Source organism: Bacillus sp. EB V-12, from assembly GCF_056158125.1.
Window position 1 is genome coordinate 1 of record NZ_JBUXJL010000018.1, and the last position, 14094, is coordinate 14094.

Here is a 14094-nt window from a genome sequence, read left to right on the forward strand (position 1 = left end):
ACTTGGTCGCTCGTTTGCGACTTCCTTATGTTAACATCTTCGTTAGTTAATGTCAACTAAGTTTTTCAATTTCTTTTTGTCGTTTTCTGCGTTTCCGCATCAGCGACGGTTATTAATTTAACATATACAAACTATTAACGTCAACACTTTTTAATAAAAAATTCTTTTTCTTACATAACGAATACATTCTTCTGTGTTAGCTACTCTCCGGAATAAACAGAAAATGATTTTATATCTTTCTTCCATGGCTTTTTTTACAACTTCATGAATACGCTCATCTTCAAAATCAAATAAAAGTTCCTCTAATTCTCTCTTCAATATGTATTCCATTTCTTTTCTCTCTTCTTTTGTCAACATCAGCCCAAGCAAACAATCACCTCAATAATTCCTTACGCAACAATAAACGTTCCGCTCATTTTCAATTATCACAATCCTATCATCCATTATATCCACTACTTACGATATTAATCCTTTGTTCTCTTTTTTATATTTCCAGCATATATGTAACTGAAAAGGATTGGACAAAGGGGCGTAATATTATGTTTTTCTTTTTTATTACGAGTAAGAGAAATTTTAAACACATTAGCTTAATAGTGATACTTTCCTTATTTACAGCATGGCTACTCTTTTTAAAAACATATTCACATGAATCTGCTTTTTCAACTGCTACAGGCCCTAAAGTAATTTACAAAGGAGACACCGCTAAAAAGCAAGTTGCATTTACGTTTGATATTAGTTGGGGAGACAAAAAAGCAATTCCAATCCTAGATACTCTTAAAGAAAAAGAAATTAAGAATGCAACCTTCTTCCTTTCTGCTGCATGGGCCGAAAGACACCCCGATATTGTAGAGCGAATCATGAAAGATGGACACGAAATCGGTAGTATGGGGTACAATTACACATCCTATACTTCTCTAGAGACAAATGAAATAAGACGAGACCTTTTACGAGCACAAGATGTTTTTACAAAACTTGGTGTAAAACAAGTCAAGCTGTTACGTCCACCTAGTGGCGAATTTAACAAAGCAACCCTTAAAATCGCAGAATCACTTGGATACACCGTCGTGCATTGGAGTAATAATTCAAACGATTGGAAAAACCCAGGTGTAAATAACATCGTTTCCACTGTCTCTAATAATTTGAAAGGTGGAGATATCGTCTTATTACACGCATCCGATTCTGCCCTTCAAACAAATAGAGCTTTACCGCTGCTCCTGCAAAAAATAAAAAGTGATGGATATGAGCAAATATCCGTTTCACAACTTATTTCCAACACAAGTACGAAAAGTGAGGATGTGAAGTAGCTTCTTCCCTACTACTCTTCACGCATAAAAAGCTCTACTACCTTTCAAGAAGGTGGTAGAGCTTTTTTAATCATACCATTTACAACATTATAACTGCTGTTTTATAAAACCTCTCTATTAAGCTGATTTACTTGTTTTTCCGATTAAACGATGTAATACAAGTAATTGATATGCATTACATAACAATAGCGGTATAACCATTAAATATAACCAATCTGTATCATTAATCCGAAGCGCCGGTACCCATTCAAGGATCGTTACAACAACCATAAAGAACAGAGCTGGCACAAATGCTTTTTTATTTGTTTCTTTACTTTTTACATAAGCAACAATTGCTCCAAACACAAATAACATTCCAGCAACAAGTATATTATTCCCTAACGAGACTTCCCCATTTGCAATAAGTACAGATCTTAAATACACAAAATCAAATAATACGAATGCAATAAAGAAGAGCTGGACTGCATTCCATAAAGAAGATGAGCGAAACATCCCTAGTCCAAAACGGTGGATTGTTAAATATGCAAAGAATCCCATTTGACTTATAACACTAAAAATAAATCCTACACCCATCAGCCAGAAAGATACTGCTAAAATCTCCTTACCGTCGAAATTTTGAAAAAATTTATTGTACTTGTCCCACTCCAAAACAAAACCAATAATAACTGTGCTAATCCCACCAAGAAACAACGTCGTTAAAAATAGTCGTACCCACTTGCGGCTATTCACAACACATCCCCCATTATCCTTATATTTCTAATTAAATTGTATCAATGACAATTTCAAAAAGCTAGCCATGTTCATGTATAAATTCCTTAAAGATATTTATATTAAAAAGAGAGAACTGTGCTGAAAGGAGTTCCAACTTATGAAACGGATGCTATTCATTTTCGTTTCTTCTTTTCTACTTATCGCACTTGCAGCATGCGCACAAGGAAAAGAAACGAAATCCGAACTAGATTACGATCAAACAAAGAAAATGATTGTTGATATTTTAAAAACAGATCAAGGTAAGAAAGCTATTCAAGATGTATTAACTGATGAAAAAATGAAACAAGCACTCATACTAGATGAAACAGTAGTAAAGAAAACGATTGAAGATGCCATGGTATCCGATAAAGGGCAACAATTCTGGGAAAAGCTCTTTAAAGATCCTGAGTTCTCATCAAAATTTGCTAAAAGTATGGGGAAAGAACAAACTCAATTAATGAAAACCTTATTAAAAGACCCTGAATACCAAGCAGGCGTTATAGAAATTATGAAAAATCCTGAAGTAGAAAAAATGATGTTACAAACAATGAAGAGTAAAGAATACCGTCAATATCTACAACAAGTACTAACAGAAACTGCTGAAAGTCCACTCTTCCAAGCCAAGATGATTGATATCATTAGTAAAGGTGTGCAAAAAGCTGAAAAAGGCGGATCTGGCAAGAAAGAAGCAGGCGGTGACGGTGGTTCTCAAGGCGAGAAGAAGGAAGAACAGTAAAAAATAATAACTATAATAACGAGTGGACAATTTATATATTGTTCACTCGTTATTACTTTATCTTGCTATTAACAGACAAAATGGACCCCTCTAATTAAGCGAAAGGTTTACTAGCAACAAAAGCCTTATTGTTGTCAGTAACAGGTGAACCCCACTGATTAAAGTTTCACTTTATTTTTGTGTAACAGCTGTTTTATCAATTACTGTTTCAGCTATTTTACTATAAATAATGCCCGTTGTATGTGTATCTTCATATACTGAAGGAGCAAAGTCTTCTTTATTCCAATCGGGTTGTTGCAGTGGAATACGACCAAGAACATTCGTTTGTAATTCGGTAGCTAACTTATCTCCCCCACCTTTTCCAAATACATATTCTTTCTCACCAGTTACCTTACTTTCAAAATATGCCATATTCTCAACAACACCAAGAATACTATGTTCAGTGCGCAATGCCATCGCTCCAGCACGCGCTGCTACAAACGCAGCTGTTGGATGAGGCGTCGTTACAATAATCTCTTTGCAAGATGGCAACATTGAGTGCACATCTAACGCAACATCACCTGTGCCTGGTGGCAAATCTAGTACTAAATAATCTAAATCGCCCCATTCTACTTCTGTGAAGAAGTGGTTTAACATTTTCCCAAGCATAGGTCCTCTCCAAATAACTGGTGCATTATCCTCTACAAAGAAGCCCATTGAGATTACCTTTACACCTAAACGTTCCACCGGAATTATCTTGTCACCTCTTACGATAGGACGTTTTTCTATCCCCATCATGTCTGGCACACTAAAACCGTAAATGTCCGCATCAATAATACCAACTTTTTTTCCTAAACGAGCTAAAGCAACTGCAAGGTTAACGGAAACAGTTGATTTTCCCACGCCACCTTTTCCACTCGCTACTGCTAAGAATGTTGTTTTTGAATTAGGTGACAATAAAGATTCACTTTGCTCTTCTTCTTGTTCCGGTGCAAACTGAGCTAATTCCTCTTCTGTAAATTCTGCAAAACGAAGTCCAACTGTTGCTGCCCCAAGTTCTTTTACTAACTTTACAATTCCAGACTGCAACTGCATTTGTTCCGCTGTACCGGTTTTTACGATTGCAATTTTGACACTCACATGTTCCTTCTCTGGCTTGACTGTTACCTCTTTAATTGCACTTGTTTCTTTTAATGTTTTATGTAAAAACGGATCTACAATCCCTTCTAACGCTTCAACCACTTGCTCTTTCGTTACCATAATTAGCCCAGCCCCCTGTATGAAAAATAACGTAATGTTAATTGAATTTATCTCTGCTTATCCTTGAAATAAATGCGTTTACATTTCCAGTATAACATATTTTCCGAAAACTTCGTTAACGAGAGAAGCTCAAAAAAATCCTCCTTATTCTGGAGGATTTCCTTTTTCCGTGAAATAACGTAATATACCACGGTATATTGCAGCTGCTACCTTTTGCTGATATTTCTCCGAATTTAACATATACCTTTCGTTCACATTCGATAAAAAGCCAGCTTCAATTAAAGCACCTGGTGTTTTAGAATACTTTAATAAATATACATGCGAAATTGTCTTAGCAGAACGATTCGTGTTCTCTAAACTTGTTCTCAATTCAGCCTGTATAAATTTTGCAGCACGTTCATTTTCAATCGAAGAGCGGTAATAGAACGTTTGTGCGCCTTTCGATCCACTACTAGTTAAAGCATTTAAATGAATACTTGCAAAAAAGTCTACATCAGGTTTATTGATGATTTCTACACGTTTTTTTAAATCCTCTGCTTTACGTCTACTATATGACTTTGTATCTTTGTTAGCTAAATCATAATCTCCCTCACGCGTTAAAATAACTAGTGCACCTTGTTCTTGTAAATAGTCTTGTACCTTTTTTGTAATTTCAAGCGTAATATCCTTTTCTATAATATCCTTTCCACCAACAGCCCCTCCATCTGGTCCACCATGCCCAGCATCTAACACAATTACTTTCCCTGATAAGGGTAAATTCCAAGCTCGCCACGATTTTGTAATTTGAAATTCTTGCTTGACTAAAAAAAACAATACAACCGCAGCGAGTGCAAAAGAGATAATTCGAATTCTCTTCATACCTTTCCTCCTCCAGCTAGTCCCTCTAATTACTTATATGGGACAAGAGGAAAGTTTATGCTTGTCTTAATGAAGCTTTAATCGATATCTTCTTTCACCTTTTTCATACCCTTCTTGCCACCACAATCCTATAAACTGCTGACAAGATTCAAAAAGTAACTCCTCATCTTTCAACTTTATTTCTCGCATAGTCATACTCGTTAAAAATTGAAATAGCGTTTCAGTTAATTGTTGTTCTTCTTCTAAAGCTCTATATTTCACATCAAAAAACGATTCACCATAATAACCAAATTTACTGTATCTCGCTCCTAATAAATAAGATTCTATCCCTAATTCAATACAGTAATCTTCATACTGACGATGAAGCTCTTGCATTTGAAAGGCATCACGAATATTTGAACGCAATGTTTTTAATGATAATTCCCGCAACATCTTCCGCTCGTATTTTAACTGCTTTTCTTTTTGTTTTTCTTGTAAGCTGACAATGACATTCATAGTACATATAAACCTCCCTAATACGTATTAGTCTAAACTTCTAAAGAAGAAGCATACGCGTGGCGGGAGCACTAAAATATTCCAAGCTATAAAAATTGCAAAAGAGGAATGAAACATAAAAAACCCCAACCAAAATGGTTGGGGTTTGTAGTTCGCAAAAATTAACGTTTTGAGAACTGAGGTGCACGACGTGCGCCTTTAAGACCGTATTTTTTACGCTCTTTCATACGTGCGTCACGAGTTAATAGACCTGCACGTTTTAATGTTAGACGGTATTCTGGATCAGCTTTTAATAAAGCGCGAGAAATACCGTGACGAATAGCACCAGCTTGACCAGTGTATCCACCACCATTTACGTTTACAAGTACATCGTAGTTACCTAAAGTTTCTGTTGCAACTAGAGGTTGTTTCACTACTTCACGTAATGCAGCAAATGGGATATAGTTTTCAAAATCACGACCGTTAATGATAACGCGTCCTTCGCCTGGAACTAGGCGTACGCGCGCTACTGAACTCTTACGACGTCCAGTGCCATAGTATTGAACCTGTGCCAAAGTAAGCCCTCCTTTAATTAATTATCCGCGAAGTTCGTAAACTTCTGGTTTTTGTGCTTGGTGTGGATGCTCTGCTCCAGCATACACGTTAAGTTTCTTAGAAACTTGACGGCCTAAGCGTCCTTTTGGAAGCATGCCTTTAATTGCAAGCTCTAACATTTGTACAGGGTAGTTTGTACGCATTTCAAGAGCTGTTCTTTGCTTAAGTCCACCTGGGTGGTTAGTGTGACGGTAGTAAATTTTATCGTTTAATTTATTACCTGTTAAATGAATTTTCTCAGCGTTAATAATAATTACATGATCACCCGTGTCAACGTGTGGTGTAAATGTAGGTTTGTTTTTACCACGTAAAATGGATGCTACTTCACTAGCAAGGCGACCTAAAGTTTGACCTTCAGCATCAACCACATACCATTTACGCTCAACTTCGTTAGCTTTTGCCATAAAAGTCGTACGCATGTGTTTCCCTCCTCGTTATCTTTTCCATAGAAAAAATCTATTGTTTATCTTAAACACGATTTCCTTCCGGGGCTAATCGTGGTTTTAGAAACAATACCATATGTTATGATATACTTTTGAGTTTCTAATGTCAAGCAAATGTTACACCAGGATTAGTTGTTATAGTTTACCTCCCATAAGTAAAGCCCATGACCTGGAGCCATCTTTCCAGCAAACTGACGATTTTGTTTCGCTAAAATCTCTGGAATGCTATCAGGATCAAGCTTTCCTTGCCCTACGCTAAGTAACGTACCAACAATAATTCTGACCATATTATATAAAAATCCATTACCTACAAAACGAAAAATTATTTCATCATTTTGTTCAATTAACTCGATTTCATAAATTGTTCGCACTTTATCTTTTTTGTCAGTTTTTGCCGAACAAAAAGAAGTGAAATCATGTGTTCCAATAAAATAAGGAATTGCTTTTCTTATAGAGTTGATTTCGAGCGGGTATGGATATTGATATACGTAATTTCTACGGAATACATCCGCAGTCTTTGATAATAATACACGATAACGATATTCTTTTTTCTCAACACCGTAACGTGCATGAAATTCTTCTGTTTTTTTCTCTACTTGCCTAATAACAATATCATCTGGCAACATTGTGTTTAAAGCATTAATCCATTGCCATTCTTCAAGAGACAAAGGAGTATCAAAGTGTATTACTTGTCCTTTTGCATGAACTGTAGAATCTGTTCTACCAGATGCCTGAACACGAACAAGTTCTCCCTTATGCAATTTCTGCAATGCTTTTTCTATCTCCTGTTGAACAGTACGATGGTTCGGCTGAATTTGATAACCACAAAAATGCATGCCATCATATGCAACCGTACATTTTATTCTATCCATTTCTCTATTCTCCATTACGATCGCACCCATGCCAAAATACAAGCTAAACAAAATAAGCTGACAATCGTTACTGTATCGCTTGTTTTCCAGCGTAGTTGCCTAAATTTAGTACGTCCTTCACCACTTTGATATCCACGAGCTTCCATCGCAATGGCTAAGTCCTCTGCACGCTTAAAAGCACTGATAAACAGAGGAACGAGCAGTGAAATAATAGCTTTCATTCTATCTTTTATCGGTCCCCCGGCAAAATCAATACCACGTGACGCTTGTGCTTTCATTATTTTACTCGTTTCATCCATTAATGTCGGGATAAAACGAAGAGAAATTGACATCATTAATGCGATTTCATGAACAGGAACCTTTATACGCTTCAACGGCTTTAATAACGTCTCCAAACCATCTGTAATTTCAATAGGTGTCGTCGTTAACGTTAATAATGTCGTCATTAAAATAATAACGAAGAATCGTACAGAAATGTATATCCCTTGCTCTAATCCTTTTTCATATATCGAAAACCAACCAAGCTGGAATAGTACATCCCCCTCTTTATTTGTAAAAATATGCAGGAAAAATGTAAAAAGAAAAATCCATAAAATTGGTTTTAAGCCCGAAAGTACATAACGAATCGGCACTTTTGCAAAAAATAAAGCAATGAGTGCATATAAAAATAAAAATCCATATGAAATCGCATTATTTGCTAAGAAAACAACAAATACATATAAAAAGACAATCAGCAGCTTCGTACGTGGATCAAGTTGATGAATAAGTGAATTCCCCGGGATATATCTCCCAATAATCAACTGCTGCATGATTCATGACCACCTTTTCGTAACACCTGCACAACTTCATGAGTAAGATCCTCTAAAGATAAGGTAGCCTTTGGAATTGAAATACCAAACTTCTCTTCAATTGCACGTTTATACTTTAATGACATAGGAAGATCCACACCAATTTTCTCTAGTTCATCAGCATGTGAAAATACTTCCTCTGCACTTCCTTGCAAAAAGACCGTTCCTTTATGCATAACTACAATCTGCTCCGCATACTGAGCAGCATCCTCCATATTATGCGTTACAAGGATGACTGTAAGACCCTTCTCCTTGTGCAGCTTATAAAACATCTCCATAAGTTCGTTCTGCCCTTTTGGATCTAGTCCTGCTGTAGGTTCATCTAATACAAGCACTTCAGGTTCCATTGCCAGTACACCCGCTATAGCAACACGTCTCATTTGTCCACCACTTAATTCGAACGGAGAACGTGCTAACAGTTCTGGTTCTAGCCCTACAAGTTCAATTGCCTTTCTAGCCTTTTGCCTTGCTTCGTCTACAGATACTCCAAAATTAGTAGGGCCGAAACAAATATCTTTCTCCACAGTCTCTTCAAACAACTGATGTTCTGGGAATTGAAAGACAACCCCTACTTTCTTACGTAGTGGCTTTAGCTTTTTTTCTTTCTTTCCTGCCGAAATCAAATGTTCACCAATTTGAACTGTACCATTTGTCGGCTGCAATAAACCATTTAAATGTTGAATCATCGTCGACTTTCCTGAACCAGTATGACCGATAATGGCATAATAGCCCCCACTTGGAAACGACACGTCTACATCATAAAGTGCGCGTCTTTCAAATGGAGTTTTATATTGATAACGATGTTCTACTTTTTGGAATGTAATCTCCAAAGTTCGTTCACCAAGCTTTCCATTGTAAGATGCGTATTTTGCAAGAGAATTTCATTTCTTTTTAATAATTCTGCTATTTTCACCGAAAACGGTACATCTAAGCCAATTTCTTGGAGCATATGAGAGGATTTGAAAATTTTTTCTGGAGTCCCTTCCTCTAATATTTCTCCCTTATTTAAAATAATGACACGATCTGACTGTGCCGCTTCTTCTAAATCGTGCGTAATTGATAACACGGTAATACCTTTTTGAGTAACAAGTTGTCTAACCGTTTCTACTACTTCACGTCTCCCTTGAGGGTCTAACATTGACGTTGCTTCATCTAATATTAAAATAGATGGTTGAAGTGCTAAAACGCCTGCTATTGCCACTCGCTGCTTTTGCCCACCAGATAAGGAATGAGGCTCATCATTAAGAAAATCTTCCATACGGACAAGTTGCAAGGCCTGTTCTAATCTTTCAATCATTTGTTCTCTTGGCATTCCGATATTCTCCAAGCCAAATACAACATCATCTTGCACTGTCGTTCCAACAAATTGATTATCTGGATTTTGAAATACCATTCCAATTTGTTTTCGAACATCCCATACCGTTTCCTCTGATAAAACCATTGTATCATTTACTGTAATAGTCCCTGCTTCTGGCAAAAACAAACCATTCAATAATTTTGCAAGTGTAGACTTTCCTGAACCGTTTTGACCAATAATAGATACCCATTCTCCCTCATATAAGGAAAATGAAACATCTTTTAATGCATAAGTGGCTGCCCCAGGATATTGAAATGATATATTTTCTATCCGAAGTTTCTCTTTTTTCAATAGAAGGCACCCTTTCCTTCGCCAAGTTAGCCTATTTTTATATTTAAAAAAAAGGGCCATGACCAGTTTCTTGAAAAGAACTGTCCTGCCCTTTTAATTATCATTATACTAACTCGATAATTACCATTGGTGCTGCGTCTCCGCGACGTGGACCAATTTTTGCAATACGAGTGTATCCGCCTTGGCGCTCAGCATAGCGTGGAGCTACATCAGCGAATAGTTTTTGAAGTGCATCTTGACCAGTCTCAGCGTTAGCTACTTCATTGCGAATGAAAGCTGCTGCTTGACGACGAGCATGAAGATCTCCGCGTTTACCTAAAGTGATCATTTTTTCCACTACAGAACGAAGTTCTTTTGCACGAGTTTCTGTCGTTTGGATGCGCTCGTTGATAATTAAATCAGTAGCTAAATCACGTAACATAGCTTTACGTTGCGCACTTGTACGGCCTAATTTTCTGTATGCCATTCGTAGTTCCCTCCTTTGTTGATGGGTTTAAATCCTCAGTCGTCTTTACGTAAACCTAAACCTAATTCCTCAAGTTTATGTTTAACTTCTTCTAAGGATTTACGTCCTAAGTTACGAACTTTCATCATATCTTCTTCTGTTTTGTTCGCAAGCTCTTGTACAGTATTAATTCCTGCACGTTTTAGGCAATTATAAGAACGAACAGAAAGGTCTAGTTCTTCGATAGTCATCTCAAGAACTTTCTCTTTTTGATCTTCTTCCTTCTCGACCATAATCTCAGCATTTTGTGCTTCATCAGTTAAACCAACAAAGATATTTAAATGCTCAGTTAAGATTTTGGCACCTAAAGAGATAGCTTCTTTTGGCCCGATGCTTCCATCCGTCCATACATCAAGCGTAAGCTTATCATAATTAGCCACTTGTCCGACACGTGTCTTTTCCACTTGGTAAGTCACACGTGATACTGGAGTATAAATAGAATCAATAGGAATTACTCCTATTGGTTGATCTTCGCTTTTATTTGCATCAGCTGGCGTATACCCACGGCCACGCTTTGCAGTTAAACGCACGCGGAAATGCGCATCTTTTGCTAACGTTGCAATGTGTAAATCTGGATTTAAGATTTCTACATCACTATCGTGAGTAATATCAGCAGCTGTGACAATACCTTCGCCCTGTACATCAATTTCCAACGTCTTCTCTTCTTCAGAGTAGATTTTAAGAGCTAACTTTTTCAAGTTTAAGATGATCGTCGTAACGTCTTCTACTACGCCCTCAACTGTTGAAAATTCATGTAATACGCCATCGATTTGGATAGCAGTAACAGCGGCACCAGGGAGTGAGGATAAAAGAATACGACGTAAGGAGTTACCCAAAGTAGTACCATATCCACGCTCAAGCGGTTCAATTACGAATTTACCATATTTAGCATCTTCGTTAAGTTCAACCGTTTCGATTTTCGGCTTTTCGATTTCAATCATTAACTAAACCCTCCTTCAAAACGTCGAAACCCCGGTTAAACAAAGGTATAACCCCTGTCTAACCGAAAGTCCCCCTTAGGCAGTTCCCGATTGTGCACAACAAGCGATGTTTCTGTACGAAATTTCTCGATAATGCATCATATCCATTATAGACAAAAGGGAAAATTCTATACAGAAAAATTACACACGACGACGTTTTGGTGGACGACATCCATTATGAGGAACTGGAGTAACATCTCTAATTGCTGTTACTTCTAGACCTGCAGCTTGAAGAGCACGAATTGCAGCTTCACGACCAGCACCAGGACCTTTAACAGTAACCTCTAAAGTTTTTAAACCGTGTTCCATTGCAGCTTTAGCAGCAGTTTCAGCAGCCATTTGCGCAGCGAATGGAGTAGATTTACGAGATCCACGGAAACCAAGTGCACCAGCACTAGACCAAGAAAGTGCGTTACCGTGAGTATCTGTAAGTGTTACGATTGTGTTGTTGAAAGTAGAACGAATATGAGCTATACCAGCTTCAATATTCTTTTTCACACGTTTTTTACGAGTGTTTGTTTTACGTGCCATTGTTAGTTCAACCTCCTTTACTTATTATTTCTTTTTATTTGCTACTGTACGACGTGGACCTTTACGTGTACGAGCATTGTTTTTAGAGTTTTGACCACGAACTGGTAAACCACGACGGTGACGAAGACCACGGTAAGAACCGATCTCCATTAGACGTTTGATGTTAAGAGATACTTCACGACGAAGGTCTCCCTCAACTTTAATACGATCGATGATATCACGGATACGTCCTAATTCGTCTTCCGTTAAATCACGAACTCGTGTTTCTTCAGAAATACCTGCTTCAGCAAGAATTTTTTCAGCAGTTGTGCGACCAATGCCGAATACGTAAGTTAAAGAAATAACAACGCGTTTGTCTCGAGGAATATCTACACCTGCGATACGTGCCATTACGAATGCACCTCCTTCTGATTAACCTTGTTTTTGTTTATGTTTAGGGTTTTCACAAATAACCATTACTTTTCCACGTCTACGAATAACTTTACATTTTTCGCAGATTGGTTTAACTGACGGTCTTACTTTCATGTCTCGAACCTCCTTAAAGATTACGGAGTGCTATATTATTTAAAACGGTACGTAATACGACCACGATTTAAATCGTACGGAGATAATTCTACCGTAACTTTGTCTCCTGGTAAAATACGAATGAAGTTCATACGGATTTTACCAGAAACGTGAGCCAATACGACATGCCCATTCTCTAATTCTACTTTGAACATAGCATTTGGCAACGTTTCAAGAACGGTACCTTCGACTTCAATTACATCATCTTTAGCCATTCAATAGTTCTCCCTTCTTCAAATCAGTAACATTTTACACTGCTCTGAAATCCCGGAGAGCCAGCTACTTATAAAGTGGTAAGGATTTCGTATCCTGCTTCTGTAAGAGCAATCGTGTGCTCAAAATGGGCACACCATTTACCATCTACCGTTACCACTGTCCAGTCATCAGATAGTGTTTTTACATATCGTCTTCCTTGATTCACCATCGGCTCAACACAGATGACCATTCCCGGCTTTAATCTAGGGCCTCTATTTGGTGGACCATAGTGCGGGATTTGAGGGTCCTCATGTAAGTCTTGCCCGATTCCGTGACCAACATACTCCCTAACGATCGAGAATCCATTCTCTTCAGCATGGGTTTGAACCGCATGTGAGATATTTGATAATCTCTCGCCTGGTTTTACTTGTTCTAGACCAAGATACAACGATTTTTCTGTGACATCAAGTAGCTTTTGAACAGATTCAGAAATGTTTCCAACTGGATACGTCCATGCAGAATCTCCATGGTACCCATTGTATTTCGCACCAATATCGATACTGATGATATCGCCCTCTTTGAGCTTGCGCTTCCCTGGAATTCCGTGTACAAGCTCTTCATTTACAGAAGCACATATGCTCCCCGGAAATCCGTTGTATCCTTTAAAAGATGGCGTAGCACCATATTTTTGAATCGTCTTTTCCGCTATTTGATCGAGCTCTTTCGTTGTAATTCCTGGAGTAATGTGCTGTTTCAACTCTTGATGAGTCAAAGCAACGATCCTGCCAGCTTCTCGCATGATTTCTATCTCGCGAGGAGTTTTGCAGATTATCATTACGCTAAGCCTCCGATGAGAACATCGATATCAGCAAATACTTTATTGATATCTTGCTCACCATTAATGCTTTGTAAGTAACCAAGCTCTTCGTAGAAATCAAGCAAAGGTTTTGTTTGCTTAATATTTACATCTAAACGATTTGCTACAGTTTCTTCATTGTCATCAGAGCGTTGATATAATTCGCCACCACATTTATCGCACACATCAGCTTTTGCTGGTGGATTGAATTCTAAGTGGTAAGTCGCACCGCACTCTTTACAAATGCGACGGCCTGTAAGGCGTTTTAATAACAACCCTGAATCCACATTAATGTTTAAAACATAGTCGATTTTTTTGCCAAGATCTTTCATAATTTCTTCAAGAGCTGATGCTTGTGCAACAGTTCGTGGGAAACCGTCTAGTAAGAAACCTCTTACGCAGTCGTCTTGACTTAAACGTTCACGAACGATTCCGATTGTAACTTCATCTGGAACAAGTGCACCTTTATCAATAAAAGATTTTGCTTGTAGACCCATTTCAGTTTCAGCCTTCATAGCTGCACGGAACATGTCTCCTGTTGAAATGTGAGGGATGTTATACTTGGCAACAATCTGTTCGGCTTGTGTACCTTTACCAGCACCAGGAAGCCCCATTAAAATTAAGTTCATCCTTGTTCCCCCTCAGAGTACATGAGCATGTAGGGAAGACAATTCTT

21 protein-coding genes are annotated in these 14094 nt (G+C 37.8%); 2 read left to right on the forward strand and 19 right to left on the reverse strand.

All coding sequences use genetic code 11. The features are described 5' to 3' along the window. Positions 1-150 precede the first annotated feature (150 nt). Positions 151-369, reverse strand: coding sequence for a hypothetical protein (locus ACZDYH_RS27895; protein ID WP_000901147.1), 219 nt, complete (start codon positions 367-369; stop codon positions 151-153). A gap of 170 nt (positions 370-539) precedes the next feature. On the opposite strand from ACZDYH_RS27895, the gene pdaB reads away from it, so the two are divergent. Next, on the forward strand, positions 540-1304 hold the full coding sequence (gene pdaB / locus ACZDYH_RS27900; RefSeq protein ID WP_000464703.1) for a polysaccharide deacetylase family sporulation protein PdaB: 765 nt from the start codon (positions 540-542) through the stop codon (positions 1302-1304). Between the two features lie 117 nt (positions 1305-1421). Here pdaB and kbaA read toward each other — a convergent pair whose 3' ends face one another. Then, positions 1422-2033, reverse strand: a complete 612-nt coding sequence (gene kbaA, locus ACZDYH_RS27905; protein WP_001088527.1) for a KinB signaling pathway activation protein KbaA — start codon at positions 2031-2033, stop codon at positions 1422-1424. A gap of 139 nt (positions 2034-2172) precedes the next feature. Between kbaA and gerD the strand changes: the two genes are divergently transcribed. After that, positions 2173-2790 (forward strand): spore germination lipoprotein GerD, encoded by a 618-nt coding sequence (gene gerD, locus ACZDYH_RS27910; RefSeq protein ID WP_000827295.1) that lies wholly within the window; start codon positions 2173-2175, stop codon positions 2788-2790. A 171-nt stretch (positions 2791-2961) separates the two neighbouring features. Here the strand turns inward: gerD and ACZDYH_RS27915 are convergent, their stop codons facing one another. The 17 genes from ACZDYH_RS27915 to ACZDYH_RS27995 all read right to left on the reverse strand — a co-directional run bounded on the left by ACZDYH_RS27915 (position 2962) and on the right by ACZDYH_RS27995 (position 14047). Then, the gene (locus ACZDYH_RS27915) at positions 2962-4029 is read right to left on the reverse strand and encodes an Mrp/NBP35 family ATP-binding protein (protein ID WP_000256628.1); all 1068 of its coding nucleotides are present in this window, start codon (positions 4027-4029) and stop codon (positions 2962-2964) included. Between the two features lie 144 nt (positions 4030-4173). After that, entirely contained in the window at positions 4174-4887 is a 714-nt protein-coding gene (gene cwlD / locus ACZDYH_RS27920; RefSeq protein ID WP_000822439.1) for an N-acetylmuramoyl-L-alanine amidase CwlD, read from the reverse strand. 66 nt (positions 4888-4953) lie between these two features. Further along, complete coding sequence (locus ACZDYH_RS27925) at positions 4954-5382, reverse strand: DUF2521 family protein (protein WP_001101005.1); 429 nt, start codon at positions 5380-5382, stop codon at positions 4954-4956. Between the two features lie 161 nt (positions 5383-5543). After that, entirely contained in the window at positions 5544-5936 is a 393-nt protein-coding gene (gene rpsI / locus ACZDYH_RS27930) for a 30S ribosomal protein S9 (protein ID WP_000079986.1), read from the reverse strand. Positions 5937-5957: 21 nt separating this feature from the next. Further along, a complete protein-coding gene (rplM, locus tag ACZDYH_RS27935; RefSeq protein ID WP_001260793.1) occupies positions 5958-6395 on the reverse strand; it encodes a 50S ribosomal protein L13 in 438 nt (145 codons plus the stop codon). A gap of 152 nt (positions 6396-6547) precedes the next feature. Continuing rightward, positions 6548-7291, reverse strand: a complete 744-nt coding sequence (gene truA / locus ACZDYH_RS27940) for a tRNA pseudouridine(38-40) synthase TruA (RefSeq protein WP_002098927.1) — start codon at positions 7289-7291, stop codon at positions 6548-6550. Positions 7292-7305: 14 nt separating this feature from the next. Beyond that, entirely contained in the window at positions 7306-8100 is a 795-nt protein-coding gene (locus ACZDYH_RS27945) for an energy-coupling factor transporter transmembrane component T family protein (protein ID WP_001186526.1), read from the reverse strand. After that, positions 8088-8969 carry an energy-coupling factor ABC transporter ATP-binding protein gene (locus tag ACZDYH_RS27950; RefSeq protein WP_000406533.1) on the reverse strand — a complete coding sequence of 294 codons (882 nt, stop codon included), beginning with the start codon at positions 8967-8969 and terminating at the stop codon, positions 8088-8090. Before ACZDYH_RS27950 ends, ACZDYH_RS27945 begins: the two co-directional genes overlap by 13 nt. Beyond that, positions 8945-9787: an energy-coupling factor ABC transporter ATP-binding protein gene (locus tag ACZDYH_RS27955; RefSeq protein WP_000711757.1), complete on the reverse strand. Its 843-nt coding sequence runs from the start codon at positions 9785-9787 to the stop codon at positions 8945-8947. Before ACZDYH_RS27955 ends, ACZDYH_RS27950 begins: the two co-directional genes overlap by 25 nt. Before the next feature lie 103 nt (positions 9788-9890). Further along, on the reverse strand, positions 9891-10253 hold the full coding sequence (rplQ, locus tag ACZDYH_RS27960; protein WP_000331490.1) for a 50S ribosomal protein L17: 363 nt from the start codon (positions 10251-10253) through the stop codon (positions 9891-9893). 35 nt (positions 10254-10288) lie between these two features. Next, a complete protein-coding gene (locus tag ACZDYH_RS27965) occupies positions 10289-11233 on the reverse strand; it encodes a DNA-directed RNA polymerase subunit alpha (protein WP_000569643.1) in 945 nt (314 codons plus the stop codon). Positions 11234-11413: 180 nt separating this feature from the next. Continuing rightward, on the reverse strand, positions 11414-11803 hold the full coding sequence (rpsK, locus tag ACZDYH_RS27970) for a 30S ribosomal protein S11 (protein WP_000101798.1): 390 nt from the start codon (positions 11801-11803) through the stop codon (positions 11414-11416). 24 nt (positions 11804-11827) lie between these two features. Continuing rightward, entirely contained in the window at positions 11828-12193 is a 366-nt protein-coding gene (gene rpsM, locus ACZDYH_RS27975) for a 30S ribosomal protein S13 (protein WP_000090788.1), read from the reverse strand. Positions 12194-12214: 21 nt separating this feature from the next. Further along, positions 12215-12328, reverse strand: coding sequence for a 50S ribosomal protein L36 (gene rpmJ, locus ACZDYH_RS27980; RefSeq protein WP_000868344.1), 114 nt, complete (start codon positions 12326-12328; stop codon positions 12215-12217). Between the two features lie 35 nt (positions 12329-12363). Next, positions 12364-12582 carry a translation initiation factor IF-1 gene (gene infA, locus ACZDYH_RS27985; protein WP_001029884.1) on the reverse strand — a complete coding sequence of 73 codons (219 nt, stop codon included), beginning with the start codon at positions 12580-12582 and terminating at the stop codon, positions 12364-12366. A gap of 68 nt (positions 12583-12650) precedes the next feature. Beyond that, complete coding sequence (gene map, locus ACZDYH_RS27990) at positions 12651-13397, reverse strand: type I methionyl aminopeptidase (protein WP_000582539.1); 747 nt, start codon at positions 13395-13397, stop codon at positions 12651-12653. After that, the gene (locus tag ACZDYH_RS27995) at positions 13397-14047 is read right to left on the reverse strand and encodes an adenylate kinase (RefSeq protein ID WP_001048989.1); all 651 of its coding nucleotides are present in this window, start codon (positions 14045-14047) and stop codon (positions 13397-13399) included. The genes map and ACZDYH_RS27995 overlap by 1 nt, the downstream gene beginning before the upstream one ends. Positions 14048-14094: the final 47 nt, after the last annotated feature.